Below are 25,965 nucleotides of genomic sequence, written 5' to 3'. Positions count from 1 at the left end.
TAAGGAAGTTGTCATGTTGATGGCAATGATTGCGTCAAAAAAGATGCTTAGCCTTTGACTCCGTGCTAAAAACCCTGTTATTATCGCAGGTTTTCCGGGGAAATTTTCTACCAATGAATGCTTTTGTGATCGACGCCTTTGATTTTTGTCGTATCAGCGGGAGCCGCGAGGGTGTAACTCCTGTCGCTGAAATGACCCGGTTGACCAAGGATTGTGCAGATAATTCCGGCGAGATCGCCTGGAAGATCGTCGGCGGCACCAGCAAGCTGGGCTACCCGCAACTGACCTTGTCGGTCAACGGCACCGTTCAGCTGGTTTGCCAGCGCTGCCTGACTCCGTATGCTTACGCGATAGATTCTTCGACTGTTCTGATGCTGGGCAAGGATGACGAGCACGCGGACGAGATCGAAGAAATCATCAACGATGAATCGATCGACGTGATCGTCGGCAGCCGCAGCATGGATGCCGCGGCCCTGATCGAAGATGAAGCCTTGCTGGCCCTGCCGCAGGTACCCAAACACGACGTCTGCCCCGATACGGCGCAGCTCGATGCTCTCAAGACTGAAAAGAAGTCGCCGTTTGCGGCACTGAAAGACTTGAAGCCAGAATAAGTTAAGAGAATAAGTTAAGTAGTAGTGGTAGTTTGTAGGGGGCCTCAAAAACCGTAGCGAGCGGCCCAATATCGTCTTGAGTAGCGCAAGCGTACGGAAGTACTGAGCGCCGCCGAGGCGATAGTGGGACGCGCAGTAGGTTTGTGAGGTCCCGTTTAGAGAACGTGTCAAACGCGTGTAGTAATCGAGTATGGCAAGTGTAGTGAAATGTAATTGTAATAAACGATGTCGGTCCGGGCTATTTTCGGGTAGTCTTTGCCGCTGGGATACTCGATTCGCATGTATTTGCTAATCGATTGTGCTAAAATTTTAGAACTTATGTATTAGGAGTCATCATGGCAGTTCAACAGAACAAGAAAACCCCTTCCAAGCGCGGCATGCACCGTTCGCACGACTTCCTGGTCGCGCCGCAATTGAGCGTCGAGCCAGTTACCGGCGAAACACACATGCGTCACCATATCAGCCCTAACGGCTTCTATCGTGGCCGTAAAGTGTTGAAGACCAAAAACGACGAGTAATCGACGTTTTTGTTGGGTAAGATGAAAGCGGTGTTGCGTGGTTATTCGGCGTGGCGCCGCTTCTTCTTTTTTATCGGCTGCAATTCATCTTGCGCACCCGTCATTTTGAATCAAGCTTGCTCAGGCGGTGCATGACATGCTGCGCCCTGCATATGCTCCAGTCCGATTCACATCTTGCCGCACGCCCGCAGCGGTATTGAATCAACACAAATGACAATCAAAATTTCTATCGACTGCATGGGCGGAGATCACGGTCCCTCAGTCACTATCCCCGCAGCAATTTCCTTCGTAAAACATGAGCCTGAAGCCGAACTGATCCTTGTTGGATTGGAAGACGTGATCCGTGCCGAACTGAAAAAACATAAAGCCGACACGCATCCGCGCCTGTCGGTATTGCATGCCTCCGAACAAGTTACCATGGACGATCCCCTGGAAGTGGCCCTGCGCCGCAAGAAGGATTCCTCCATGCGCGTGGCCATCGAACAGGTCAAGAACGGCGTGGCGCAAGCCTCCGTTTCCGCCGGTAATACGGCAGCCCTGATGGCCGTGTCGCGCTATGTATTGAAAACCATGTCCGGCGTCGACCGCCCGGCCATCTGCAGCATCTTGCCGAATCAAAAGAACGGCCCCACCTACATGCTGGACCTGGGCGCCAACGTCGATTGCGAACCGCATCACTTGCACCAGTTCGCCATCATGGGTTCCGTGCTCGTGTCCGCCATGGAAGGCATCGCACGCCCCACGATCGGCTTGCTGAACGTGGGCACGGAAGATATCAAGGGCAATGAAGTGGTGAAACTCACCTCGAAGCTGCTGCAGGCCGACCACGAGCGTGGCGCGCTGAACTTCTACGGCAACGTGGAAGGCAACGATATCTTCAAGGGCACGACCGATATCGTCGTCTGCGACGGTTTTGTCGGCAATGTCACCCTGAAAGCCATCGAAGGCCTGGCGCGCTTCATGAAAGACGTGCTCACTTCCGAATTCAAGCGCAATCCGATTACCATGCTGGGCGCGCTGATCGCCCGCGGGGCCCTGAAAGCCATCGGCAACCGCTTGAATCCATCGCGTTACAACGGCGCCAGCCTGCTGGGCTTGCGTGGTCTCGTCTTCAAGAGCCATGGCAGCGCCGATGCCTATTCCTTCGAATGGGCCTTGCGCCGCGCCTTTGATGCGGCAAAAAATGACGTGCAAGCGCACCTGGCCAGCCTGATCGCCGAGCTGATGCCGCGCACGCCAGTACCGGACGAACCTACATCAACAAGCTCTACCATTTAGTGGACGGGTATTTGCATGACTGTTTTTAGCAAAACTTACAGCAAAATTATCGGTACCGGCAGCTACTTGCCGGAGAAGCGCGTCACCAACCAGGATTTGACCGAACAGCTCGCCGCCAAGGGCATCGAGACGTCGGATGAATGGATCGTGTCGCGCAGCGGCATTTCGGCGCGCCATTACGCGGCGCCGTCGCAAAACTCCTCGGACCTGGGCGTGGAAGCGGCCAGGAAGGCCCTGGAAATGGCTGGCCTGAACGGCAACGACCTGGACCTGATCATCGTCGCCAGCTCGACCCCTGATTTCTTCGGCAGCTTCCCCAGCACCGCCTGCATCGTGCAAAACAAGCTGGGCATCACGAACAACTGCGCCGCCGTCGACGTGCAAGCCGTCTGCAGCGGTTTCGTGTATGCGGTGGCCACGGCCGACAGTTTTATCCAGTCGGGCATGCACAAGAACGTGCTGGTGATCGGCGCCGAAGTGTTTTCGCGCATCCTCAATTTCGACGACCGCGGCACTTGCGTGCTGTTCGGCGACGGCGCCGGCGCCATCGTCATGACGGCGTCAAAAGAACCGGGCATCCTGGCTACCAAGCTGCACGCGGACGGCCGCCACTCGAACATCCTCAGCGTGCCGGGCAGCCTGGCTGGCGGCGCGCTGGACGGCAGCGCCTTCCTGTACATGGATGGCCCGGCCGTGTTCAAGCTGGCCGTGTCCGTACTGGAAAAAGTCGCGCACGAAGCCCTGGAACATGCCAACATGACCTCGGACCAGATCGACTGGCTGATCCCGCACCAGGCGAACATCCGCATCATGAACAGCACGGCCAAGAAACTCGGCTTGCCGCTGGACAAGATGGTCGTCACCGTCGACCAGCATGGCAACACCTCGGCCGCCTCGATTCCGCTGGCGCTCGACATCGCCGTGCGCGACGGTCGCGTCAAGAAGGGCGACAACGTCATGATGGAAGGCGTGGGCGGCGGCTTTACCTGGGGCGCCGTGCTGGCGCGCATGTAATCCCGCAATACTATTAAAAAAACGGAGTCACCATGACACAATTTGCATTTGTTTTCCCAGGCCAAGGCTCGCAAGCGATTGCGATGCTCGACGGTTTCGCCGGCAACCCCGTGGTTGCGCAAACCGTCGCCGAAGCGTCGGACGCCCTGCAATTCGACCTGGGCAAGCTGATCGCCGAAGGTCCGAAGGAAGAACTGGACCTGACTACCAACACGCAACCGGTGATGCTGACGGCGGCCGTGGCCTTCTACCGCGCCTGGCTGGCAGCGGGCGGCCCCGTGCCGACGGTCGTGGCCGGTCACAGTCTCGGTGAATACTCGGCGCTGGTCGCCGCCGGCGTCATCTCGTTCAAGGATGCCGTGCCGCTCGTGCGTTTCCGCGCGCAAGCCATGCAGGAAGCCGTACCGGTAGGGCAGGGCACGATGGCTGTCGTGCTGGGCCTGTCGGACGACGACGTGCGCGCCGCCTGTGCGGAAGCAGCGGCGGAAAACCCGGCCCTGGTGGTCGAGCCCGTCAATTTCAATGCACCGGCGCAAGTCGTCATCGCCGGCCACACGGCTGCGGTCGAGCGCGCCTGCGAACTGGCCAAGGCCAAGGGCGCCAAGCGCGCCATGAAGCTGCCCGTCTCCGCGCCATTCCACTCGTCGCTGCTGAAACCCGCATCGGACCGCTTGCGCGAATACATGGCTGGCCTGACGTTCGCCGCGCCGCAGATCGCCCTGATCAACAACGTCGACGTGGCCATCGTCAACGACGTGGCCGGCATCAAGGATGCGCTGGTGCGCCAGGCGGCCAGCCCGGTGCGCTGGGTGGAAACCATGCAAAAGGTTGCCGCGGATGGCATCACGCAAGTGATCGAATGCGGTCCGGGCAAGGTCCTGATGGGCCTGGCCAAGCGCATCGATCCGGTGCTGGTGGGCGACGCCATCGTCGACCAGGCTTCGCTGGAACGCATTTTGACGCAGCTCAAATAAACATCAGATCGCGGCAGGCTGCCTGCCGCGGTTGCTCTTAAGGATACTCATGAATTTAGCAAATCAAGTCGTGCTGGTCACGGGCGCCTCGCGCGGCATCGGCCGCGCCATCGCCACCGAACTGGGCAAGCAGGGCGCTACCGTGGTCGGCACGGCCACCTCGGAAAGCGGCGCACAAGCGATCACCGATTACCTGGCCGCCGAAGGCGTAACGGGCAAGGGCCTGGTCCTGAACGTGACCGATGCGGCGCGCTGCGCGGCCGTCGTCGATGAAGTGCAGAAAACCTACGGCAGCCTGTCGATCCTCGTCAACAATGCGGGCATCACGCAAGACCAGCTGGCCATGCGTATGAAGGATGAAGAGTGGGACAGCGTCATTTCGACGAACCTGTCGGCCGTCGGCCGCCTGTCGCGCGCCGTACTGCGTGGCATGATGAAAGCCAAAACCGGGCGTATCATTAATATTACGTCGGTGGTGGCTTCGTCGGGCAATCCGGGGCAAATGAATTACGCGGCGGCCAAGGCCGGCGTGGAAGGCATGAGCCGCGCGCTGGCGCGCGAAATCGGCAGCCGCAACATTACCGTGAACTGCATCGCCCCGGGTTTCATCGATACCGACATGACCAAGGCCCTGAGCGAAGAGCAGCATGCAGCTCTGTTGACGCAAATTCCCCTGTCCCGCCTGGGCAAACCGGAAGACGTGGCAGCGGCCGTGGCCTTTCTGGCCTCGCCGCAAGCGGCGTATATCACGGGCACGACCCTGCACGTGAACGGCGGAATGTACATGAATTGATGTGAAAGGTAGACAGGGCGGGCGTTTGTGGCATGATTCAACGGTCGTTTTTGTCTATAATCGCATCTTTTAGCAGCAGCTTCGGTTGAATTAGCAGCAGACACCGAAATTAGTATTCGGACGCGCAAACCTGATAAAATGCGCGCACTTTCCGTAACACACACTTTGGAGCCATAACATGTCGGATATCGAACAACGCGTTAAGAAAATCGTCGCTGAGCAACTGGGCGTTGCAGAAGCAGACATCAAAATCGAATCCTCCTTCGTCGACGACCTGGGCGCCGATTCCCTGGACACCGTGGAACTGGTGATGGCCCTGGAAGACGAATTCGAAATGGAAATCCCTGACGAACAAGCTGAAAAAATCACCACCGTGCAACAGGCGATCGACTACGCCACCGCACACGTCAAGGCCTAAGCCTGTCTGACCGACTTCAGGAGAATCGCTTGAGCCGTTCTAAAAACCGTCGTGTTGTTGTCACCGGCCTGGGCTGCGTTTCACCAGTCGGCAATACTATTGCCGAGGCGTGGGGCGCAATCATTGAAGGTAAATCCGGCATTGCCACGATTACCAAGTTTGATGCACAGCCATTCACCACGCATTTTGCCGGTGAAGTCAAAGGTTTCAATATCGAAGAGTACATCTCCGGTAAGGAAGCCCGCCACATGGATACCTTTATCCATTACGGCATGGCTGCAGGCATCCAGGCGATGCAGGATTCCGGCCTGGAAGTGACCGAAGAAAACGCCGAGCGTATCGGCGTGATCATCGGTTCCGGTATCGGCGGCTTGCCGCTGATCGAGGAAACCAAGTCCGAGTACGAAAAGCGCGGTCCGCGCCGTATCTCGCCATTTTTCGTGCCTGCCTCGATCATTAACATGATCTCTGGCAACCTTTCGATCAAATATGGTCTGAAGGGCCCGAACCTGGCGATCGTTACAGCGTGCACCACCGGTTTGCACAGCATCGGTGCCGCAGCGCGCATGATCGAGTACGGCGATGCCGACGTCATGATCGCCGGCGGCGCCGAATCGACCGTGTCGCCGCTGGGCCTGGGCGGTTTCGCCTCGGCACGTGCCTTGTCGACCCGCAACGACGATCCGGCAACGGCATCGCGTCCGTGGGATACCGACCGCGACGGCTTCGTGCTGGGCGAGGGCGCTGGCGTCATGGTGCTGGAAGAGTACGAGCACGCGGTAGCCCGTGGTGCCAAGATCTATGCCGAAGTGCATGGTTTCGGGATGAGCGCAGATGCTTATCACATGACCTCGCCGCTGGAAGATGGTAGCGGCGGCAGCAAATCGGTGATCGCGGCCCTCGACAACGCAGGCTTGAACGCGGATCAGATTCAGTACCTGAACGCGCACGGCACGTCGACCCCGCAAGGCGACGTGGCGGAAGTGATGGGCATCAAGCGCACCTTCGGTGATCACGCCAAGAAACTGGTCGTCAACTCGACCAAGTCGATGACGGGCCATTTGCTGGGCGGCGCGGGCGGTCTGGAAGCGGTGTTTACGGTCCTGGCATTGCACCATCAGGTGTCGCCTCCGACCATCAACATCTTCAACCAGGATCCGGCGTGCGATCTCGATTTCTGTGCCAACACGGCGCGTGATATGAAGATCGATTATGCAGTGAAGAATTCGTTCGGCTTCGGCGGCACGAATGGCACGCTGATTTTCGGTAAAGCGAAATAAGCAGGAACTTTCAAGCGCTCGCTACGGTCAAATCGTAGTGAGCGCTGATTCGCCGCCAACGTTCGTTGGCGGCTGAATTTGCCCGGCATGGTGCCGGCGCGCCTTTTTTTCCCATGAAATATGTCGATCGCGGTAGCGGCTGTCATTCGCACGCCTGTCTGTTTGCGCCTGTTGCAAGCGGTGCTGGGACTGTGCGCCTTGCTGGCCGCCTGGCCCTTGAGCGGTCTCTGGCGCAGTCTGCCCGCGTCCGGCCAGCTGGTGGGCGGCTATGCGCTGGGCTGGAGCGGTGCCTTGCTGAGTGCGGCTGGCGGCGTGTTTTTGCTGGCTTTGCTGCGTCGGCGCAGAAAGCCGCAGGCGCTTGATATTTCGCCGGTCGGGCAGTTGCGGCTGGCGGTATATCTGGAGCATGGCGCGGCGCCGGACGCCGGTGCTGCCGGGCTGGTGCAGCCGGCCGGGCCGGGGCCTGTGGCGGCGCCGGGGCTGCGCCTGTTGCCGGGCTCGACCCTGTGGCCGTCGCTGCTGGTGCTGTGCCTGGCGGATGCCGCCGGACGGCGCACGGCGGTGCTGGTGCAGCGCGGCAGCAGTTGTGCCGCCTTCCGCCCGCTGGCCGTGGCTTGCCGGGCTATCGCGGCGCGGAACAGGGAAGAATAAAAGTGGGACGAACACTGAACTTCTTGCAGCGGGCCAACTCTATATCCATACAGGCGCCCACGCTGCATGACTACAGGGACATCGGGCGTGAGGACAGAGCGCGAGTATGATCAGTTACTGGTCGAGCGGGTGCAGGCTGGCGACAAACGGGCATTCGATGTGCTGGTATCGAAATATCAGCGCCGCTTGATGCGCCTGGTGTCGCGCCTCGTGCATGACCCGGCGGAGGCTGAAGATGTGGTGCAGGAAACCTTTATCAAGGCGTACCGGGCGCTGCGCCATTTTCGCGGCGAGGCCGCCTTTTATACCTGGTTGTATCGCATCGGCATCAATACGGCCAAGAATTATCTCGTCACGCAGGGACGGCGCGCCGCCACATCCAGCGATGCCGACGCCGAGCAGGCGGAGTCTTTCGATGACGGCAATAAATTGCGCGACAACAATACACCCGAATCGGTGCTGGCCAGCAAGCAGATTGCCGCCACCGTCAATGCGGCCATGGATGTGCTGCCCATCGAATTGCGCACGGCCATCGTGCTGCGCGAGATCGAGGGCCTGAGCTATGAAGAAATATCGGAGATCATGGCGTGCCCCATCGGCACCGTGCGCAGCCGGATTTTTCGCGCGCGCGAAGTGATTGCGGAGAAATTGAAACCGTTGTTGGACATGCCGATTGACAAGCGCTGGTAATCTGGAGAGTATGAGGTTGGCATGGCTGCGTCCGGTTTACGCACCGATCCTCTTGAAATGGCAGGACCCATCATGGATACGCATACACGATTGCACGAGACTATTTCCGCGCTGGCCGATGGCGAGCTGGCGGCGAGCGAACTCGAACTGGCGTTTGCCGCCCTCGATACGCCATCGGGACGGCAAGCCTGGGATGCCTATCGCCATATCGGTGAGGTGCTGCGCTCGGAGCAGTACGGCCATGCGCTGAGCGCCCAATTCGATGCGCGCCTGGCCAGCCGCCTGGCCGCGGAGCCGGCACCCGAAGAGTCCGCTGCCCATGCGGAACCGCTGCCGCCGCTTGCCGCCGGCATCGTGCCGCCTGGCGTGGCCGAGCCGCTGGAGGCGGGGCCGCTGGCGCAGCGCTAGCTGGCGCCTCGTCCATCTTATGCCTGGCTTAACCTTCCCGTCGCCCCCTTGACACTGGCCTTCCGTACGATTGACACTGTGCGCAGGCAATATCTTGCTTTTGCGATATATTGTTGCTGCCATGCGCGCTGTCAGGTGGGTTTGTCCCTGGATTTCCGTCATGACGGCCAATCATGCGCGCAGGCAATCGCCTGATCCGCGTTTTGAACCGTTTATATACTCGAAAAGATCCTTTCCATGAAAAAAAACATGTGTGCCGCCAGCAAGTCGTTTTCAGTGAAGACGCTTTCCGCCTTATTGTTCGGTACGGCTGGCGTCTTCCTTGCTCCCACCATGCTGGGCCTGGCGCCGCAGGCGCAGGCCGCCGTGCCGGCCGTGAAGCTGCCTGATTTCTCGGACCTGGTCGATGCCGTCGGCCCGGCCGTGGTGAATATCCGTACCACCGAACGCCTGAAAATGGGCGGCGCCGGGGCTGGCGTGGGTGGTCAGGATGAGCAGGAAATGCAGGAATTCCTGCGCCGCTTCTTTGGCGGCGCCATGCCCGCGCCGCGCCAGCAGGCGCCCCGTGGCGGCCGCCGCGCCGTGCCGCAGGAGCAGGAAGTGCAGCGCGGCGTCGGTTCCGGCTTCATCATTTCGGCCGATGGCTACGTGCTGAGCAATGCCCACGTGGTCGACGGCGCCGACGAAGTGTATGTGACCCTGACGGACAAGCGCGAATTCAAGGCCAAGGTGATCGGTGCCGATGCGCGCACCGACGTGGCCCTGCTGAAAATCGAGGGCGCCAACCTGCCGCGCCTGACCATCGGCGACTCGAACAAGATCCGCGTGGGCGAGTGGGTGATCGCCATCGGCTCGCCATTTAACCTGGAAAATACCGTGACGGCTGGCATTATTTCCGCCAAGTCACGCGATACGGGCGACTACCTGCCGCTGATCCAGAGCGACGTGGCCGTCAACCCCGGCAACTCCGGTGGTCCGCTGATCAATATGCGCGGCGAAGTGATCGGCATCAATTCGCAGATCGCCACCCTGTCCGGCGCCTACAACGGCATTTCGTTTGCCGTGCCCATCGATGAAGCCATGCGCGTGGGCGAGCAGCTGAAAAAGACGGGCAAGGTCGTGCGCGGGCGCATCGGCGTGCAGATCGGCGAAGTGAGCAAGGACGTGGCGGAATCGCTGGGCTTGCCGAACGCCAAGGGCGCGCAGGTATCGATGGTGGAGCCGGGCGGGCCGGCCGACAAGGCGGGCATCAAGCCGGGCGACATCATCCTGAAATTCAACGGCGCCGCGATCGAGCGCTCGTCCGACCTGCCGCGCCTGGTAGGCGGCGCCGCCGTCAACGGCAAATCCACGGTCACCGTCTGGCGCAAGGGCGCGCAGCAGGATATTCCCGTCACCGTCGTCGAGCTGGAAAGCGAGAAAACGGCGAAGAAGGGCGTCAAGGAGCCGGAAGCGCAAGCCGTCAATGCGCTGGGATTGAAAGTCAGCGACGTGCCGGCCGCGAAGAAGCAGGAATTGAAGATCGACGCGGGCGTGCTGGTCGACGATGCCGATGGGGTGGCGGCCCAGGCCGGTCTGCAGCCTGGCGACGTGATCTTGCAATTGAACAACGTTGCCGTGAAAGATGCCAAGCAGTTCAATGCCCTGGTGGCCAAGCTCGATCCGAAAAAGTCGTCGGCCGTGCTGGTGCGCCGCGGCGACGTGGCGCAATTCGTTTCGCTGCGTCCGTCGGCCAGGTAAGTTTCTGATTCACCTGTATCCCGGCTCCGGCCGGGATGCCTTTCCCTTTTCTTCATGCACTTCACCCTCTATTCCCGCAGTTATTGCCATTTATGCCAGGATATGCTCGACGCCTTGCTCCTGCTGCAGCCGCTCGGCAAACCGTTCACGGTGGACGTGATCGACATCGATGCGTCGCCCGACGCCTCGCTGCTGGCCCGTTTCGACGAGCTGGTGCCGGTGCTGTTCGGCGACCTGGCGCAGCCCGAGCTATGCCATTATTTTCTCGATGAAGCAGCGGTACGGCGCTGCCTGATGTAGCTTAAATGGCAATATTGACACTGCATTGCACCATTCTGGTGCTGAAAACAGCCGAAAATGTCGGCTTGGCCCGGTGCCGGCCTCATAAGACGGGCTTTCTACTCTGAAATCCGGTAAAATGGGGAGGTCGAAAAAGCTACTGTCCGAGGCAGCAGCTTCTGTCGCTTCAAAAGCGCTCGCCTGGGCATGCAGATGTCCTGCTCGGAGCGCTTTTTTCATCATGAGTGGGGCGCCTGGTTCTGGCCCTGTTTGGCCCGGACATGATTCCCCTGATTCCTGTTAAAGCAGTGTCGTCAACTTCGCACTTATATTAGTTAATGAACAACATACGCAATTTCTCCATCATCGCCCATATTGACCACGGTAAATCGACCCTGGCTGACCGCATCATTCAATTGTGCGGCGGCTTGTCCGACCGCGAGATGGAGGCGCAGGTGCTCGATTCGATGGATCTGGAGCGCGAGCGCGGCATTACCATCAAGGCGCAAACGGCGGCCCTGCACTACAAGGCGCGCGATGGCCAGATCTACAATCTGAACCTGATCGATACGCCAGGCCACGTCGACTTCAGCTATGAAGTGTCGCGCTCGCTGTCGGCATGCGAAGGCGCGCTGCTGGTCGTTGACGCATCGCAAGGCGTGGAAGCGCAAACCGTGGCCAACTGCTACACGGCGCTGGACCTGGGCGTGGAAGTGGTGCCCGTGCTGAACAAGATCGACTTGCCGAACGCGGATCCTCCGAGCGCCATTGCCGAGATCGAAGACGTGATCGGCATCGACGCGGGCGACGCCGTGCATTGCTCGGCCAAGACGGGCTTCGGCGTGCTGGACGTGCTCGAGCAGCTGATCGTCAAGGTGCCGCCGCCGAAGGGCGACCCCGATGCGCCGCTGCAGGCGCTGATCGTCGACTCCTGGTACGACGCCTATGTGGGCGTGGTCATGCTGGTGCGCGTCATCAACGGCACCCTGAAGCCGAAAGACAAGATCCGCCTGATGGCCACCGATTCGGTGCAGCTGGTGGAAGACATCGGCGTCTTTTCGCCCCGTTCGCAATCCCTGCCGCAGTTGTCGGCCGGCCAGGTGGGCTTCATCATCGCCGGCATCAAGGAATTGAAAGCGGCGAAAGTGGGCGATACCGTCACCCTGGCCAACCGTCCTGCCGCCGCGCCATTGCCTGGCTTCAAGGAAGTGCAGCCGCAAGTGTTCGCCGGCCTGTTCCCCGTGGAAGCGAACCAGTACGACGCGCTGCGCGACTCGCTGGAAAAGCTGAAACTGAACGACGCGGCCCTGATGTACGAGCCGGAAGTGTCGCAGGCGCTGGGCTTCGGCTTCCGCTGCGGCTTCCTGGGCTTGCTGCACATGGAAATCGTGCAGGAACGCCTCGAACGCGAATTCGACATGGACCTGATCACCACGGCACCTACCGTGGTGTACGAAGTGATCCAGCGCGACGGCACCATGATCAACGTCGACAATCCGTCGAAGATGCCCGATCCGTCGCGCATCGAGGAAGTGCGCGAGCCTATCGTCACGGTCAATCTGTACATGCCGCAGGAATACGTGGGTTCCGTGATCACCCTGTGTATCGGCAAGCGCGGCATCCAGATGGACATGAGCTACCACGGCCGCCAGGTCAAGCTCGTGTATGAAATGCCGATGGCCGAGATCGTGCTGGACTTCTTCGACCGTCTGAAATCGACGTCGCGCGGCTATGCCTCAATGGATTACGAGTTCAAGGAATACCGCGCGGCCGACGTGGTCAAGGTCGACATGCTGATCAACAGCGAAAAAGTCGATGCGCTGGCCATCATCGTCCACCGTTCGAACAGCCAGTACCGCGGCCGCCAGGTGGCTGCCAAGATGCGTGAACTGATCCCGCGCCAGATGTTCGACGTGGCGATTCAGGCGACCATCGGCGCGAACATCATTTCACGCGAGAACGTGAAAGCCTTGCGCAAGAACGTGCTGGCCAAGTGCTATGGCGGCGACATCAGCCGCAAGAAGAAATTGCTGGAAAAACAAAAGGCGGGTAAGAAACGCATGAAGCAAGTGGGTTCCGTGGAGATCCCGCAAGAAGCATTCCTGGCAATTTTACAAGTGGACGGTTAATACATGAACCTGCAAGTGATTTTAGGAAATTTCGCTTTAATCCTGTTCGTGCTGATGGTGTTGACGGGCCTGGTCTGGTGCCTGGATGTGTTTTATCTGTCCAAGCAGCGCCGCAAGGCGGCCGACCTTGCCCTGGCCGAGTTCGATGCGCGCCAGTCCAAGCTGGCCGCCGAGGGCATCAAGTCCGATGCGGGCGGCAGCCGCGCCACCATCGAGGCGGCCCTGTTGCGCCAGCCGACCTGGGTCGAATATTCGGGCAGCTTCTTCCCCGTCATCGCCCTGGTGTTCTGCCTGCGCTCGTTCCTGTACGAGCCGTTCAAGATCCCGTCGAGCTCGATGGTGCCGACCTTGCTGGTCGGTGACTTGATCCTGGTCAACAAGTTCACCTATGGCATTCGTTTGCCGATCGTCAACAAGCGCATCATTGAAGTCAACGATCCGCAGCGCGGCGACGTGATGGTGTTCAAGTACCCGAAAGATATGTCGCAAGACTATATCAAGCGCGTGATCGGTGTGCCCGGTGATAAAATCACCTATGAAAACAAGCGTTTGACGGTCAACGGCAAGGAAGTGCAATACACGCCGCTGGACGACTACCTGGACGATGAAAGCACGGTTTACCACAAGCAGCTGGAAGAAAACCTGACGGGCGTGAGCCACCGCATCCTCAACGACGAGCCTGCTCCTACGTTGAACTTGCGCGAAGTCAAGGATTTCCCGCACAAGGAGGCTTGCGACTACAACGAAGACGGTTTCACTTGTGTGGTACCAGCAGGTAACTACTTCATGATGGGCGACAACCGCGACAATAGCGCGGACAGCCGCTACTGGGGCTTCGTGCCGAACGAGAACATCGTCGGCAAGGCTTTCCTGGTGTGGATGAACTTCAGCAATCCGAAACGAGTGGGCGGCATACACTAAGCCGTCCCTATGGCTGCCGCGCCGATTCCCCGCGCGGCGGCCAGCCGAATTACTCAGATGACACAGAAACAACAATGAATCTTCAGTTATTGCAAACCCGTTTAGGCTATACGTTCCAGGATGCTGGCCTGTTGCAGCAAGCCTTGACGCATCGTAGCCACAGCAGTTTGCATAACGAGCGGCTGGAATTCCTCGGCGACTCCATCCTCAACTGCGTGGTCGCTTCCATCCTGTACGAACGCTTCAAGTCCATCGACGAGGGCGACCTGTCGCGCCTGCGCGCGAATCTGGTGAAGCAGCAGTCGCTGTATGAAATCGCGCAAAAGCTGGAACTGTCGCAATTCCTGCGCCTGGGCGAAGGCGAGCTGAAATCGGGCGGTTTCCGCCGTCCGTCCATCCTCGCCGATACCCTGGAAGCCTTGCTGGGCGCGATTTTCCTCGACACGGGCTTCGACGCCGCCAGCACGGTGATCCGCGCCTTCTACATCCCCATCCTCGACTCGGTCGATCCGCAAACCCTGGGCAAGGATGCCAAGACCCTGCTGCAGGAGTTTTTGCAAAGCAAGAAAATTTCGCTGCCACAGTACAACGTGGTGGCCACCCATGGCGCCGCCCACAGCCAGGAATTCGAGATCGAATGCCTGGTGCCGAAATTGAACATCCAGGTCTACGGCCGTGGCGGAAGCCGCCGTGCCGGTGAGCAAGCCGCCGCCAAACTGGCGCTCGACGTGGCCGAGCAGGCGCTGTTGAAGTCGCCTGCAGCCAGCCGCAAGCCGAAACCGCGCGCCGCCCAGCTCAAGCTGGCCGGCATTGCCACCATCCAGAGCGACGACGCGGCAGCCCCTGCTGCCCCGGCGATCGCCGCTCACACTAAACAGAATCGACACTAGCATGACAGCCACCAAAATGCCCGACAACTTCCGCTGCGGCTATATCGCCATCGTGGGCCGCCCGAACGTGGGCAAATCGACCCTGATGAACGTGCTGATCGGCGCGAAGGTCAGCATCACTTCGCGCAAGGCGCAAACCACGCGCCACCGCATCACGGGCATCCAGACGGTGCCGGACGCGCAATTCATCTACGTCGACACGCCCGGCTTCCAGACGCGCCATTCGAACGCGCTGAACAAGACGCTGAACAAGACCGTCACCAACACCCTGATTTCCTCGGACGTGATTTTGTACGTGATCGAGGCGGGTACCTTCGGCCCGGCCGACCAGCAAGTGATGGACCTGCTGCCGAAGGAAGTGCCGTGCATCCTCGTCATCAATAAATCGGACCGCGTCAAGGATAAGGCCGTATTGTTGCCGTTCGCGCAAAAAATTGCCGCCATGCGCGACTTCGCCGCCATCGTGCCTGTTTCGGCCAAGCTGCATTTCCAGCTGGAAGGCTTGCAGAACGAGATCAAGCGTTTCCTGCCGGAAAATCAACCGATCTTTGGACCGGACGACATCACGGACCGCAGCGAAAAATTCCTCGCCTCGGAGATCGTGCGCGAAAAACTCTTCCGCTTCGTGGGCGACGAACTGCCGTACACGAGCACCGTGCTGATCGAGAAATTCGAGCAGGAAGGCGATCTGCGCCGCGTGTTTGCCGCCATCCTGGTCGAGCGCGATACGCACAAGTCCATGATCATCGGCAACAAGGGCGCGCGCCTGAAGGAAGTCTCCACCCAGGCCCGCCTGGACATGGAAAAGCTGTTCGGCGGCCCTGTGTACCTGGAAATCTGGGTCAAGGTCAAATCGGGCTGGGCCGACAACGAGGCGGGCTTGCGCGCCTACGGCTACGAGTAATCCGCAACACGGGGGCGACGCCACACGCATGAGCACCACCACGCCAGCGCTGCACGATCTTGCGCCAGCTTCATCTGCAACTGTAGCAGTCCCCGCGCTGGCGGCCATCGCGCCGCCGGCCGCAGCTCCTGTAACTCCTGCCGCGCCGCGGCGCGGCCGTCCGCCCGCGCGCGACGGACGCATCACGGGCCAGCCAGCCTTCGTGCTGCACAGCTATCCGCATAAAGAAACCAGCCTCATCGTCGACGTGTTTACGCGCGAATACGGCCGCATCGCGCTCGTCGCCAAGGGGGCCAAGCGGCCCCATTCGCAGTTGCGCGGCGTGCTGCAGACGTTTCAGCCGTTGCAGGCGGGCTGGACGGGCAAGTCCGAGCTGCGCATCCTGACGGGCGCGGAATGGGTGGGCGGCATGTTGCCGCTGGAAAAGACCGCCTTGCTGTGCGGCTTTTATCTGAACGAATTGCTGGTCAAATTGCTGGCGCGCGACGATCCGCACCCGGTCCTGTTCGACCACTACGTTGCCACCTTGAATCAACTGGCGCACAATGAGCCGCCGCCCATCGTGTTGCGCAAGTTCGAGCGCGCCCTGCTCAAGGAAACGGGCGTGGCGGCCGACCTGACGTGCTGCACGGGCACGCGCCAGGCCGTCGAGGCGGGGCAGGTGTACGTGGTCGATCCGGAACGGGGGCCGCGCCCGGCGCGCGCCAGCGATGCCTGGCCCAGGATCACGGGCAAGACCCTGCTCGACATGGAGCGCGAAGATTATCTTGACGTGGCCACGCAGGCGCAAAGCAAGCTGCTGATGCGCTTTTTGCTGGCCCATCAACTGGGCGGCGCCACCTTGAATACGCGCCAGATACTGATCGATTTAATGCAGCTGTAGCTGCGGTTTGCAGCACGACAGCACTTTACGGATACCATCACTATGAGCTTTTTGCAGCCTTCCGGCCCCGTCATCGACCTGGGCGTCAATATCGACCACGTGGCCACCTTGCGCAATGCGCGCGGCACCGCCTATCCTGACCCGATCCGCGCGGCCCTGCTGGCGGAACAGGCGGGCGCCGACGCCATTACCCTGCATTTGCGCGAAGACCGCCGCCACATCAAGGATGCGGATGTGATCGCCATCGCCCCGCAATTGCTCACCCGCATGAACCTGGAAGCGGCCGTCACGGCCGAGATGATCGACTTCGCCTGCCGCATCAAGCCGGCGGACGTGTGCCTGGTGCCGGAAAAGCGCACGGAAGTGACGACCGAGGGTGGCCTGGACGTGGTGCGCTACTTCAAGGAAGTGCAGGCGGCCGTGCAGCAGCTGCAAGGCGAGGGCATCCGCGTGAGCCTGTTCATCGATGCCGATGAGCAACAGATCGCCGCCGCCGCCGAGCTCGGTGCGCCCGTGATCGAGCTGCACACGGGGCGTTACGCCGATACGCAAGGCGCCGAGCAGCTGGCTGAACTGGAACGCATCAAGGCCGGCGTGCTGTTCGGCGTGGGCCGCGGCTTGAAGGTCAACGCCGGCCACGGCTTGCATTACACCAACGTGCAAGCGATCGCCGCCATTCCCGATATTGCCGAATTGAACATCGGCCACGCCATCGTCGCGCATGCCGTGTTTGTCGGCTGGGAAAATGCCGTGCGCGAAATGAAGGCCATCATGGTGGCCACGCGCCTGGGCCAAAGGGCCTGACAAGGGAGCTCAGCATGATCTACGGCATCGGTACCGATATCTGCAAGATTCCCCGCATCGAGGCGGCCCTGGCGCGCCACGGCGAGCGTTTCGCGAAAAAGATACTGGGACCGCAGGAGCTGGAAAAATTCCGTGCCCGCAGCGCCAAGAATGCCGTGCGCGGCGTGCGCTTCCTCGCCACGCGCTTCGCGGCCAAAGAGGCGTTTTCCAAGGCCATCGGCCTGGGCTTGCGCATGCCGATGACCTGGCCCGCCGCGCAGATGCTGAACCATCCCAGCGGCAAGCCGATGATCGTCTGCAGCGGCGTGCTGGCCGAGTTCATGGAGCAACACCGGCTGAGCGCGCAAGTGACCATCAGCGATGAAGAAGAATATGCGGTCGCGTTCGTGATCGTGGAACAAGCAGGGTAACTATAAGTGCGCCATAAGTGCGCAATGAGCCAGCAATGACCGAAGCAAGCCCAGAATCTTCCTTGGCGGAAACGCCGCCCGACCCGCGCGCGCAGGTGCTGGCCACCGTCGCCAAGCTGCCGAACTTGCCCGGCGTGTACCGCTATTTCGATGCCGCCGACAAGGTGTTGTACGTCGGCAAGGCGCGCGACCTGAAAAAGCGCGTCTCCAGCTATTTCCAGAAAAACCTGGCCAGTCCCCGCATCGCCATGATGGTCGAGCGCATCGCGCGCCTGGAAACGACCGTCACGCACAGCGAAGCGGAAGCCTTGATCCTGGAAAACAACCTGATCAAGGCGCTGCAGCCGCGCTACAACATCCTGTTCCGCGACGACAAGTCGTATCCGTACCTGAAGATCACCAATGGCGATGCGCCGCGCATGGTGTATTACCGGGGCGCGGTGGACAAGAAAAACCAGTATTTCGGGCCGTTCCCCAGTTCCTGGGCCGTCAAGGAATCGATGCAGATCCTGCAAAAGGTGTTTCTCATCCGCACCTGCGAGGACAGCGTCTACGCGAACCGCACGCGGCCTTGCCTGCTGCACCAGATCGGCCGCTGCAGCGCGCCGTGCGTGGATCTGATCAGCAAGGAAGACTACAAGAACGACGTGGAAAACGCGGCGCGCTTCCTGCGCGGGCGCCAGAGTGAAGTGATGGCCGACCTGGAAAAGAAGATGCACGCCTTTGCCGCCGAGCTGAAATTCGAGCAGGCCGTGGTGGTGCGCAACCAGATCGCCTCGCTGTCGCGCGTGCTGCACCAGCAAAGCATGGAAACGACGGGCGACGCCGACGTCGACATCCTCGCCGTGCTGGTGCAGGGCGGGCGCGCCTGCGTCAACCTGGCCATGGTGCGCGGCGGGCGCCACCTGGGCGACCGCGCCTATTTCCCCAGCCAGCTCAGCGATGCGGCGGCGATTGCCGAGGAACCGATCGAGGTGGAAGTGCTGGCCGCCTTCCTGGCCCAGCACTACACGGAAAAATTCATTCCCGGCACCCTGATCCTGAATATCGAATTCGACCAGCCGGCCCTGATGGTGGCGCTGATGGAGCAGTGCGGCCACCGCATCAACCTGATCTTCCAGCCGCAGGGGCAACGCCGCCAATGGCTTGAGATGGCGCAAAAGGGCGCCGAGATTTCGCTGGCGCGATTGTTGTCCGAGCAGGGCTCGCAGCAGTCGCGCACGCGGGCGCTGGCCGAGGCGCTGCGCCTGGAAACGGAAGACCTCGACAGCCTGCGCGTGGAGTGTTTCGACATCAGCCACACGCAGGGCGAGGCGACGCAGGCGTCGTGCGTCGTGTTCCATCACCATGCCATGCAGAACGGCGAGTATCGGCGCTACAACATCAACGATATCACCCCCGGCGACGATTACGCGGCCATGCGCCAGGTCCTGATGCGCCGCTATGAAAAGGTGGCGAATGGCGATGGCGTGATGCCCGATGTGGTCTTGATCGACGGCGGCAAGGGCCAGATCGAAATGGCGCGCCAGGTGTTCGCCGAGCTGGGACTCGATATCAGCTTGATCGTCGGCGTGGCCAAGGGGGAAGGGCGCAAGGTGGGCCTGGAAACCTTGCTGTTCGTCGATGGCCGCGCGGCGCAGGAGCTGGGCAAGGAATCGGCGGCCCTGATGCTGATCGCGCAGATCCGCGACGAGGCGCACCGCTTCGCCATTACCGGCATGCGCGCCAAGCGGGCCAAGACGCGCCAGACCTCGCGCCTCGAGGAAATCGAAGGCATCGGCGCCAAGCGCCGCCAGAAACTGCTGTCGCGCTTTGGCGGCTTGCGCGGCGTGGTCGACGCCAGCGTCGAAGACCTGATGTCGGTGGAGGGGATTTCCACGCAACTGGCAGAAGAAATCTACAAGCAGCTGCATTGATGAACAGTTGGCCTGGTCCGGCGCTGCGGCAACCGGACTAGGCTAATACCCCGGGGCCATGTAGACTAGTGGCGCTTTCTTCACGCTTTCCTCATGTTCAATTTACCCGTCGGCCGATTGCTCTCTTATGCCTTTTAATATTCCCATCCTTTTGACCTGGCTGCGCGTGGCCCTGATACCGCTCGTCGTCGGCGTGTTTTATTTGCCGCCGTCGATGCTGCTGCATGGCGACCAGAACCTGGTTGCCACCCTGGTCTTCATTGTTGCCGCCGTCACCGACTGGTTCGACGGCTTCCTTGCGCGACGCTGGAACCAGACTTCGGCCTTCGGCGCCTTCCTCGACCCGGTCGCCGACAAGCTGATGGTGGCGGGCGCCTTGCTGGTGCTGGTGCAGCTGGACCGGGTCAATGCCGTGCTGGCCTTCATCATCATCGGCCGCGAAATCACGATTTCCGCGTTGCGCGAATGGATGGCGCAGATCGGCGCCTCGAAATCGGTGGCTGTCAGCTCGATCGGCAAGATCAAGACGGCCGCGCAAATGACGGCCATTCCCTTGCTGCTGTACCACGAAGTGATCTTTGGCGCGATCGATACCCATGTGTGGGGCGAGAAGCTGCTGTGGATCGCCTGCGTGCTGACGGTGTGGTCGATGTTCTATTACTTGCGCCTGGCATGGCCTCTCATCAAGGAAAAGGCGGGAAATTTGCACTAAGAACAGGCAGGCGGCTGCTTTGTGCGGAATATTTTGCAAAAGACCAGATATTGCCCGTTGACAGCCCCTGTAATCCCTCTATAATGCTGGCCTGTTGTTGATGACGCGGGAGTAGCTCAGTTGGTAGAGCGCAACCTTGCCAAGGTTGAGGTCGAGAGTTCGAGACTCTTCTCCCGCTCCAGTTTTCTGGATCGTGTCATAGGTAAAAACAGCAGATGCAGTAAAAAGTAGTACTGGCGATGTAGTAGAGCTTCTGATACAATGTTGTCCACTGCGGGAGTAGCTCAGTTGGTAGAGCGCAACCTTGCCAAGGTTGAGGTCGAGAGTTCGAGACTCTTCTCCCGCTCCAGTGAACACTGGATCAGCAGTAAAGCAGCACTGGTAAACAGTAGCAAAAAGCAGTAAAATAGCGGTTCGTATGCGGGAGTAGCTCAGTTGGTAGAGCGCAACCTTGCCAAGGTTGAGGTCGAGAGTTCGAGACTCTTCTCCCGCTCCAGCGAAAGCTGAAGCAGTACAGCAAGAATGGCAGTAGCAGAAAATAGAAGCTCCAATGCGGGAGTAGCTCAGTTGGTAGAGCGCAACCTTGCCAAGGTTGAGGTCGAGAGTTCGAGACTCTTCTCCCGCTCCAGAATTCTAAAGGGAAGCTAAGCTGGCTTCCTTTTTTTATCCGTCGCGGTAGGTGGCGTGATTAAGCAGTAACCAAGCTCCAATGCGGGAGTAGCTCAGTTGGTAGAGCGCAACCTTGCCAAGGTTGAGGTCGAGAGTTCGAGACTCTTCTCCCGCTCCAGTTTCAAGGCGTGCCGGAAGGCACGTCAAGTAGTACCTCAGGCGAGGTAGCAAAGAGGTTATGCAGCGGCCTGCAAAGCCGTTTAGACGGGTTCGATTCCCGTCCTCGCCTCCAGATAATCAAAGACTTGGCGAATACATCGCTATTTCTTCATCATATCGCGCCTCCCATATGGGAGGTGCCGCCAAGCATTCATCTCGCTGCTTATTGATGTTTCTGTAGCGCCTGAGATGGCGGTTTCATGCATCGATCCAGCAAACGCCGTCCGGCGTATTTCAAATTCATAGTAAAAAAAGCTTTGCCAGCGATGCTGTGGGCGTCCTTCGACGCATTCCAGTAAGCTGATACGTATGCTGCACAGCTGGAAGGTTTGTTGGTGCAAGGTATCGCTCCTTCCAGTGCCCTGGAGTAGACCTCCCCAACGCGCGAGCTGTGGACTGCGCATGAAACTGCCCGATACGCTGCACCCAGCCCTGCTTGCCTGAGTGCCGACTACCTGAACTATGAATGGACGGTAGGCCGGGGCCGGCCCATGAAACGTTTGAGCAATCTGGCGCCTTCGACGATACGCCGTCGAGATGGTGTATGGCCGCCTTGTTTCAACTGGATGATGCGCAAGCATCCGGAAATCATGGCGCAAAATCGACTGCGTCTGCTCAAGCGTGGCCTTCGACATGCGCATGCGTGTATGCTTTCGCGTTACCGCAGCACCCCTCAATATTCTCAAGTAACCCGGTGTTGCACTTGCCGTTCGAAACCGTCCTGCTTGGTCCGGCATTAAACTTCCCATTGAAATTTCAGCGTCAATGACTTATTGGTGGCAGTCGGTTCGCGAGTCCTATCGTGCGAATAGCCAACCGACAGCGACCTTCCGTGGCGCCAGAGGTGACGGTACAGCAGCGAGCGGTGTACTTGCCGTTCCGCCCAAGGCTCCAGACCCGAAACTCCGTCGTCGCTGCGCGCCGCTGCGGTGTTTTGAGCCAGAAGCCGCAGTGAGTCGGTGGGCGTGAAATGCAGCATGCCGAGCCAACGCCAACTGTTGTCGACGAAGGCGGGCCGGCCGAGCGTTCCTTGCACCCAGGCACGATTCCAGCGCGGCTCAAGTTCTACCGCCCATCCGCGCGGCAGTGAAAAACGCAAGCCCAAATCGGCAGTAGCGTTGCCGCCACGGCCGACGCGGTCGGCGTCGACATCGAGCTGACGGCCAAGCGTCACCTCGGCATTGAGCTTAGATAGCCATGGCAACGGAGACGATGCGATGCCAAAGTGCAAAGCCGGCGTGTTGTGAAGCTGTCCCTCGCGATGCGCACGCTGCTGGTCGAAGCCGAGATTTGCCCAGAAGTCAGTCTGGCGCGATGCGCGGAGCGAGATCCCTGGCTGTACTTTACGTTCGATAATTTGGTTTCCATGTTGGCCTAGCGTAGGATCTGACAGTGCGCGAATCTCGTGCAGGCCAAGGTGTGCTTCCACCTCATATAAATCGAGCGACGCTGACTTCAGTTCAAGTCGATGCTGGCCGAGACGGCGATTGATGTTGATTTTGCTCATGACGACACCGGTTTGTGGTACGAAGCCGTTATCGTTAATAAAGCCGGGGCTGCTTGCCTCAAGTAGGAAGTCGTTCCACCAGGCGTCATTGATATGGTTGAATTTGGCTGAAAGGTATGTGCCGCTGCGGGTTGGTCCGCGTGCCGGGGCCGCAGATGCTTGTCCGGCCAAACTGGCGTTGGTTTTGGAATGCATTAACAACCACGCAGCCTGCTGGCCATCGCTGCGCCACTGGCCGTCGAAGCCGGCCACATGGTTTGATCCAGCGAGACCATAGTCGCGCTGTGAGACAAAGGCGCCCAATAGTGTGCCGTCACCGTGCCAGCGCGCGCGCACCAGGCTGGCAAGAGTACGGGACGTCTGGTCAAATTCGGAGGTTTCGTAGGCGCCACCGCGCTGGATGATTCCACCTTCCTGATCTCGCAGGCTCATCGCGGTGGCGTCAGCCTGGGCGGCACGCCAGGTCGCTCGCAGACCCCATTCCGGATCGGCTACCGTGCGTGAATAGAATGCGGCCAAAGGCAGTCCGAGTACGTCGGAGCTTTCCAGAAAAAATCCTCGTTTCTCGGGGAGGCTGAGTGCGATGCGGCTGGCTCCGTTGGAAGTTGGCGCATCGATTTCCACCTGTGAGTAATCGGGATTCAGGGTACCGTTGAAGACCCAGTCGGCGCGGGGCCTGGCGTTAATCTCCAGTCCTAAGCTGGTCTGGCTGGAGCGGTGCAGTCCCTCGTTATTCGCCTCGCGCTTCGAGCGCATGGTCAATTCCGGTTTTATTTCCAGAAAACTTCGGTCGCGCACCGCTAGCACTGTGTTTTCCATGCCGGTGATCTCTTGCAACACAGCGATATGGCTTAAGGCATCGATTGTAAGCGGGGTGCTGGTCAGCAGCAGGGCGCCGGCGTGAGGCACGCTGCGCTCGATCATGGCGCGCCACGTTTTGCCATCGGCGTATGGGAAGCGCAGATTCGACAACGGCCAGCGGATCTCCATGCTGTAGCCGTCGGGAAGACGGTGGACTGCCGCGTCGATAGGAAAATCGGGACCAAGGTCGGTCTCGTCCTCGTCGGCACGATAGATGCCGTCACTCACCACGCCAGCGATATTTACGCGGACAAACTGGGCTGCACGGCCATGACCGGTCGGATCGAGCCAGATGCCGATAAAGTCCTGATCAGTGCTGACCTTATCACGCCGCGCCAGCGAACTTTGCTGCTTCTCTGGCGCATCATCCCAAGCGCGTATGCCGAATACCAAGGCGTCGTCAGTAATAAGCAACTGCACGGTAGTGCGCAACTCTGGCCGCACAGGCCGGCCACTCTCAGGCATAAATTCATGAAAAGTTTCGAACAGAGGCGCACTTTTCCATGCCTCATCGAGCAAGAGCCCATCGATGACCGGCGAGGCAGTTTTAATTAGAAGTGCGTTCAGGTGCGCTGGTTCCTGTTTTTCCCCCTTGGATTGTGCTCCCGCTTCGGCGAAGGCCGCAAAGCTCGAAAAAATAAATGCGTTGATCAGTTTCTTTTTACTGCGGAACGTATTGAAAAAGGAATTCACTATCACCCTTAAGTCTGCATGTAGGCAGGCTGACGACGCCAGCACGAATATTGTTCGGGAGTGTAACCGAAGTTCGGATTTTTGAAAATTACATTGAGGGAAATGTATTTCCTATGCATATTTATCGTTAATTAATAACAATAGCCGTGCGCAAATTTAATTGTCAGAGCCGCATGGTTATATGTGCTAAATAATATTCATGATTTTTTGTTTGCCAGTCCGTGGGTGCCTGAATCAGCGTCAGGTGGTATGTTGCCCACTGCGAGATTTTGTCGTTATATATGGAAATCGACAATGCAACCGGTGATGTTGGCCTTTGCTTCAGTATGGCTGGCATATCGGCGTCTGCCACACGCGTTCCACTTTCAAGTTCAGGAAGAAGCGCTTGGCCACGGCTAATTCCAGCAGTTTCCTTGCGGCTCATGCTATACACGAAACCATAATGCGTCAGCATCTCCTGGTAAAGCGCACTGGCGTATCGGTTGCCCGACCCGTATCAATCCACGCAAGTTAAGCAGAATGTGGAGAGTAAGACCGTCCAATCAGTTAAATGGTATTTGACGCGAGACAGGCTTTGCGCAGCCGGTGGTCTTGCTGAAGTCTCTTTTCTCGACCACCGCAAGGCGACGGGCAATGAAGATTTTTTGAGTGCCATCTGTATTCGGACCAGTTCCGCCACTGTGCCCGGACATTCTGGTTAGACCCGCGCTGCCATGGGCTGTGCGGGGTGGTGCAGTGGATGGCGATCAGTTCGCGCTTGAATTCGCCGTGCGGGGGAGGATGGATCGCGTTGCAGATGGTTGCATGGGACACGGTTTCTCAGCTTGCTGCGACATGGGGGCTGCAGTGCGCGCGCTATTGGCAGGAGTGACCAAAACAAATTGAGCTGATGGAGGCCGGCATCAAGACGTTGTTGGCCGAACGGAAAAGGAGTTTGGCAAAGGATCGAATGGAGGGCAGGTCGTTCCATGGTCATCGCGACGGGTGGTGAAATGTTTGTGGATTCTCGACGTGGCAGTACCTTGCGGCAAAGATGTTGGACTTGGCTCTTGAGAACGGCAAGTATGAAATGAATCATTTAAGTCGTTCTTAATAATTATTATTAGAAACGTGACTATTGGATAGATTTAATGGCGATGTAAAGTGCAAGGAAATAGATGGTGGTGACAATCATTGATATTTCACATGTTGAAAGATGGAAAATAATCTTTACAATGTTGTTTTGTTAAAATAGTATATTGCAAACTTAAGGAGTGGCCGCAGGAGTTTCTATGGATTGAAATTTGTGTGCTCATGGAAATAGCAAAAATTCCGACATTTTGTATTTTTATATTCTGCACAGTTGGTAATTAAAATTACTCTGTTGAAACGTGGTGGCTTAATTGCTTGTCTGTGTTTTTCTGTGGAAAAAAGCGTAGCGTTTATTTCTTCCGTTTGATGCTTGCGTGAGGGGCGATTTGTTGGCAAGTAATTGTCTTCTCAGCCCGCCCTCTCATAGTTATAACTGTCGGTTTCAAATTTCAAGCCCAACACTGGTTTAATTAGCAGTGTTCGTCGAATATGTTAGTAGTGTGATGTGTCAAGTATAGGTAACGAACGGTAGGTGTTCTCGTTGGCAATGTGTTTGTTGCCGGATTGACGTAGCGGTTCTCTCGCGGCGCGATCTGAAAAGGAAGTCGGTATGGCATCCACGCATGAAGTGGAAATTGTCAGGAAAGTCAATGCTTTGCTTGGCGATGCTTTATTTTCGACTGTGCACAACAATCGAGCGGCTGTGGGAGCGATTGCTCTATTTTTGCTGCCGGATATGCACGGGTTTTTGTTTGGTGTCCGCATTGCGGACTGGTAAATAA

24 protein-coding genes, 6 tRNA genes and 1 pseudogene are annotated in these 25,965 nt (G+C 58.8%); 29 read left to right on the top strand and 2 right to left on the bottom strand.

Features of this window, described 5'->3' with window-relative positions; genetic code table 11:
- Positions 1 to 113: 113 nt before the first annotated feature.
- From BZG29_RS19980 to BZG29_RS19845, 28 genes are all read left to right on the top strand, one after another.
- Positions 114 to 611, top strand: a complete 498-nt coding sequence (locus BZG29_RS19980) for a DUF177 domain-containing protein (protein WP_077406724.1) — start codon at positions 114 to 116, stop codon at positions 609 to 611.
- Between the two features lie 335 nt (positions 612 to 946).
- The gene (gene rpmF, locus BZG29_RS19975; RefSeq protein ID WP_034749653.1) at positions 947 to 1,129 is read left to right on the top strand and encodes a 50S ribosomal protein L32; all 183 of its coding nucleotides are present in this window, start codon (positions 947 to 949) and stop codon (positions 1,127 to 1,129) included.
- A gap of 210 nt (positions 1,130 to 1,339) precedes the next feature.
- A complete protein-coding gene (gene plsX, locus BZG29_RS19970; RefSeq protein ID WP_034779241.1) occupies positions 1,340 to 2,407 on the top strand; it encodes a phosphate acyltransferase PlsX in 1,068 nt (355 codons plus the stop codon).
- Between the two features lie 15 nt (positions 2,408 to 2,422).
- Positions 2,423 to 3,421, top strand: a complete 999-nt coding sequence (locus BZG29_RS19965; RefSeq protein ID WP_077406720.1) for a beta-ketoacyl-ACP synthase III — start codon at positions 2,423 to 2,425, stop codon at positions 3,419 to 3,421.
- 32 nt (positions 3,422 to 3,453) lie between these two features.
- Positions 3,454 to 4,395: an ACP S-malonyltransferase gene (fabD, locus tag BZG29_RS19960; protein WP_077406717.1), complete on the top strand. Its 942-nt coding sequence runs from the start codon at positions 3,454 to 3,456 to the stop codon at positions 4,393 to 4,395.
- Positions 4,396 to 4,444: 49 nt separating this feature from the next.
- The gene (gene fabG / locus BZG29_RS19955; RefSeq protein WP_034749638.1) at positions 4,445 to 5,188 is read left to right on the top strand and encodes a 3-oxoacyl-ACP reductase FabG; all 744 of its coding nucleotides are present in this window, start codon (positions 4,445 to 4,447) and stop codon (positions 5,186 to 5,188) included.
- 178 nt (positions 5,189 to 5,366) lie between these two features.
- Positions 5,367 to 5,606, top strand: coding sequence for an acyl carrier protein (gene acpP, locus BZG29_RS19950; protein ID WP_008449912.1), 240 nt, complete (start codon positions 5,367 to 5,369; stop codon positions 5,604 to 5,606).
- A gap of 29 nt (positions 5,607 to 5,635) precedes the next feature.
- A complete protein-coding gene (gene fabF, locus BZG29_RS19945) occupies positions 5,636 to 6,886 on the top strand; it encodes a beta-ketoacyl-ACP synthase II (protein WP_077406713.1) in 1,251 nt (416 codons plus the stop codon).
- Between the two features lie 120 nt (positions 6,887 to 7,006).
- Positions 7,007 to 7,537: a hypothetical protein gene (locus tag BZG29_RS19940; RefSeq protein ID WP_077406710.1), complete on the top strand. Its 531-nt coding sequence runs from the start codon at positions 7,007 to 7,009 to the stop codon at positions 7,535 to 7,537.
- 66 nt (positions 7,538 to 7,603) lie between these two features.
- Positions 7,604 to 8,227 (top strand): RNA polymerase sigma factor RpoE, encoded by a 624-nt coding sequence (gene rpoE / locus BZG29_RS19935; RefSeq protein WP_171985072.1) that lies wholly within the window; start codon positions 7,604 to 7,606, stop codon positions 8,225 to 8,227.
- Positions 8,228 to 8,299: 72 nt separating this feature from the next.
- Positions 8,300 to 8,635 carry a sigma-E factor negative regulatory protein gene (locus BZG29_RS19930; protein ID WP_077406705.1) on the top strand — a complete coding sequence of 112 codons (336 nt, stop codon included), beginning with the start codon at positions 8,300 to 8,302 and terminating at the stop codon, positions 8,633 to 8,635.
- A 237-nt stretch (positions 8,636 to 8,872) separates the two neighbouring features.
- Positions 8,873 to 10,375, top strand: a complete 1,503-nt coding sequence (locus BZG29_RS19925; RefSeq protein WP_077406702.1) for a DegQ family serine endoprotease — start codon at positions 8,873 to 8,875, stop codon at positions 10,373 to 10,375.
- A gap of 102 nt (positions 10,376 to 10,477) precedes the next feature.
- Positions 10,478 to 10,675 (top strand): glutaredoxin family protein, encoded by a 198-nt coding sequence (locus tag BZG29_RS19920; RefSeq protein WP_366928667.1) that lies wholly within the window; start codon positions 10,478 to 10,480, stop codon positions 10,673 to 10,675.
- A gap of 317 nt (positions 10,676 to 10,992) precedes the next feature.
- Complete coding sequence (gene lepA / locus BZG29_RS19915) at positions 10,993 to 12,783, top strand: translation elongation factor 4 (protein WP_034749621.1); 1,791 nt, start codon at positions 10,993 to 10,995, stop codon at positions 12,781 to 12,783.
- A 3-nt stretch (positions 12,784 to 12,786) separates the two neighbouring features.
- Positions 12,787 to 13,704: a signal peptidase I gene (lepB, locus tag BZG29_RS19910; RefSeq protein WP_077406696.1), complete on the top strand. Its 918-nt coding sequence runs from the start codon at positions 12,787 to 12,789 to the stop codon at positions 13,702 to 13,704.
- Positions 13,705 to 13,778: 74 nt separating this feature from the next.
- Positions 13,779 to 14,594, top strand: coding sequence for a ribonuclease III (rnc, locus tag BZG29_RS19905; protein WP_077406693.1), 816 nt, complete (start codon positions 13,779 to 13,781; stop codon positions 14,592 to 14,594).
- A gap of 1 nt (position 14,595) precedes the next feature.
- Positions 14,596 to 15,498: a GTPase Era gene (era, locus tag BZG29_RS19900; protein WP_034749612.1), complete on the top strand. Its 903-nt coding sequence runs from the start codon at positions 14,596 to 14,598 to the stop codon at positions 15,496 to 15,498.
- Between the two features lie 28 nt (positions 15,499 to 15,526).
- Positions 15,527 to 16,381, top strand: coding sequence for a DNA repair protein RecO (recO, locus tag BZG29_RS19895; protein ID WP_077406689.1), 855 nt, complete (start codon positions 15,527 to 15,529; stop codon positions 16,379 to 16,381).
- Positions 16,382 to 16,423: 42 nt separating this feature from the next.
- Positions 16,424 to 17,185 carry a pyridoxine 5'-phosphate synthase gene (pdxJ, locus tag BZG29_RS19890; RefSeq protein WP_077406686.1) on the top strand — a complete coding sequence of 254 codons (762 nt, stop codon included), beginning with the start codon at positions 16,424 to 16,426 and terminating at the stop codon, positions 17,183 to 17,185.
- Between the two features lie 14 nt (positions 17,186 to 17,199).
- Positions 17,200 to 17,595 (top strand): holo-ACP synthase, encoded by a 396-nt coding sequence (gene acpS / locus BZG29_RS19885; RefSeq protein WP_077406683.1) that lies wholly within the window; start codon positions 17,200 to 17,202, stop codon positions 17,593 to 17,595.
- A gap of 35 nt (positions 17,596 to 17,630) precedes the next feature.
- Positions 17,631 to 19,511, top strand: a complete 1,881-nt coding sequence (gene uvrC / locus BZG29_RS19880; RefSeq protein WP_077406680.1) for an excinuclease ABC subunit UvrC — start codon at positions 17,631 to 17,633, stop codon at positions 19,509 to 19,511.
- A 127-nt stretch (positions 19,512 to 19,638) separates the two neighbouring features.
- On the top strand, positions 19,639 to 20,223 hold the full coding sequence (gene pgsA / locus BZG29_RS19875) for a CDP-diacylglycerol--glycerol-3-phosphate 3-phosphatidyltransferase (RefSeq protein ID WP_034749601.1): 585 nt from the start codon (positions 19,639 to 19,641) through the stop codon (positions 20,221 to 20,223).
- Positions 20,224 to 20,328: 105 nt separating this feature from the next.
- Positions 20,329 to 20,404 (top strand) — tRNA-Gly (locus BZG29_RS19870).
- Positions 20,405 to 20,496: 92 nt separating this feature from the next.
- Positions 20,497 to 20,572, top strand: a tRNA-Gly gene (locus BZG29_RS19865).
- Between the two features lie 71 nt (positions 20,573 to 20,643).
- Positions 20,644 to 20,719 (top strand) — tRNA-Gly (locus BZG29_RS19860).
- A 56-nt stretch (positions 20,720 to 20,775) separates the two neighbouring features.
- Positions 20,776 to 20,851, top strand: a tRNA-Gly gene (locus BZG29_RS19855).
- A gap of 83 nt (positions 20,852 to 20,934) precedes the next feature.
- A tRNA-Gly gene (locus BZG29_RS19850) sits at positions 20,935 to 21,010 on the top strand.
- Between the two features lie 40 nt (positions 21,011 to 21,050).
- A tRNA-Cys gene (locus BZG29_RS19845) sits at positions 21,051 to 21,124 on the top strand.
- Between the two features lie 663 nt (positions 21,125 to 21,787).
- On the opposite strand, the gene BZG29_RS19840 is transcribed toward BZG29_RS19845, so the two are convergent.
- Positions 21,788 to 24,112, bottom strand: a complete 2,325-nt coding sequence (locus BZG29_RS19840) for a hypothetical protein (protein ID WP_216350319.1) — start codon at positions 24,110 to 24,112, stop codon at positions 21,788 to 21,790.
- Positions 24,113 to 24,393: 281 nt separating this feature from the next.
- Positions 24,394 to 24,599: pseudogene (locus BZG29_RS28585) on the bottom strand (IS3 family transposase); the annotation flags it as partial.
- Positions 24,600 to 25,793: 1,194 nt separating this feature from the next.
- On the opposite strand from BZG29_RS28585, the gene BZG29_RS28220 reads away from it, so the two are divergent.
- Positions 25,794 to 25,961: a hypothetical protein gene (locus BZG29_RS28220; protein ID WP_171985071.1), complete on the top strand. Its 168-nt coding sequence runs from the start codon at positions 25,794 to 25,796 to the stop codon at positions 25,959 to 25,961.
- Positions 25,962 to 25,965 lie beyond the last annotated feature (4 nt).

Origin of the sequence: Janthinobacterium sp. LM6 (assembly GCF_002002885.1) — a bacterium.
GTDB classification, from domain to species: Bacteria; Pseudomonadota; Gammaproteobacteria; order Burkholderiales; family Burkholderiaceae_D; genus Janthinobacterium; species Janthinobacterium kumbetense.
This window is presented reverse-complemented; position numbering and strand designations above follow the sequence as displayed.

Excerpts from the sequence above, each read along its gene's own strand:
- BZG29_RS19980 (WP_077406724.1), top strand. The coding sequence starts at position 114 with ATGAATGCTTTTGTGATCGACGCCTTTGATTTTTGTCGTATCAGCGGG.
- rpmF (WP_034749653.1), top strand. The coding sequence starts at position 947 with ATGGCAGTTCAACAGAACAAGAAAACCCCTTCCAAGCGCGGCATGCAC.
- plsX (WP_034779241.1), top strand. The coding sequence starts at position 1,340 with ATGACAATCAAAATTTCTATCGACTGCATGGGCGGAGATCACGGTCCC.
- BZG29_RS19965 (WP_077406720.1), top strand. The coding sequence starts at position 2,423 with ATGACTGTTTTTAGCAAAACTTACAGCAAAATTATCGGTACCGGCAGC.
- fabD (WP_077406717.1), top strand. The coding sequence starts at position 3,454 with ATGACACAATTTGCATTTGTTTTCCCAGGCCAAGGCTCGCAAGCGATT.
- fabG (WP_034749638.1), top strand. The coding sequence starts at position 4,445 with ATGAATTTAGCAAATCAAGTCGTGCTGGTCACGGGCGCCTCGCGCGGC.
- acpP (WP_008449912.1), top strand. The coding sequence starts at position 5,367 with ATGTCGGATATCGAACAACGCGTTAAGAAAATCGTCGCTGAGCAACTG.
- BZG29_RS19940 (WP_077406710.1), top strand. The coding sequence starts at position 7,007 with ATGTCGATCGCGGTAGCGGCTGTCATTCGCACGCCTGTCTGTTTGCGC.
- rpoE (WP_171985072.1), top strand. The coding sequence starts at position 7,604 with ATGACTACAGGGACATCGGGCGTGAGGACAGAGCGCGAGTATGATCAG.
- BZG29_RS19930 (WP_077406705.1), top strand. The coding sequence starts at position 8,300 with ATGGATACGCATACACGATTGCACGAGACTATTTCCGCGCTGGCCGAT.
- BZG29_RS19925 (WP_077406702.1), top strand. The coding sequence starts at position 8,873 with ATGAAAAAAAACATGTGTGCCGCCAGCAAGTCGTTTTCAGTGAAGACG.
- BZG29_RS19920 (WP_366928667.1), top strand. The coding sequence starts at position 10,478 with ATGCTCGACGCCTTGCTCCTGCTGCAGCCGCTCGGCAAACCGTTCACG.
- lepA (WP_034749621.1), top strand. The coding sequence starts at position 10,993 with ATGAACAACATACGCAATTTCTCCATCATCGCCCATATTGACCACGGT.
- lepB (WP_077406696.1), top strand. The coding sequence starts at position 12,787 with ATGAACCTGCAAGTGATTTTAGGAAATTTCGCTTTAATCCTGTTCGTG.
- rnc (WP_077406693.1), top strand. The coding sequence starts at position 13,779 with ATGAATCTTCAGTTATTGCAAACCCGTTTAGGCTATACGTTCCAGGAT.
- era (WP_034749612.1), top strand. The coding sequence starts at position 14,596 with ATGACAGCCACCAAAATGCCCGACAACTTCCGCTGCGGCTATATCGCC.
- recO (WP_077406689.1), top strand. The coding sequence starts at position 15,527 with ATGAGCACCACCACGCCAGCGCTGCACGATCTTGCGCCAGCTTCATCT.
- pdxJ (WP_077406686.1), top strand. The coding sequence starts at position 16,424 with ATGAGCTTTTTGCAGCCTTCCGGCCCCGTCATCGACCTGGGCGTCAAT.
- acpS (WP_077406683.1), top strand. The coding sequence starts at position 17,200 with ATGATCTACGGCATCGGTACCGATATCTGCAAGATTCCCCGCATCGAG.
- uvrC (WP_077406680.1), top strand. The coding sequence starts at position 17,631 with ATGACCGAAGCAAGCCCAGAATCTTCCTTGGCGGAAACGCCGCCCGAC.
- pgsA (WP_034749601.1), top strand. The coding sequence starts at position 19,639 with ATGCCTTTTAATATTCCCATCCTTTTGACCTGGCTGCGCGTGGCCCTG.
- BZG29_RS28220 (WP_171985071.1), top strand. The coding sequence starts at position 25,794 with ATGGCATCCACGCATGAAGTGGAAATTGTCAGGAAAGTCAATGCTTTG.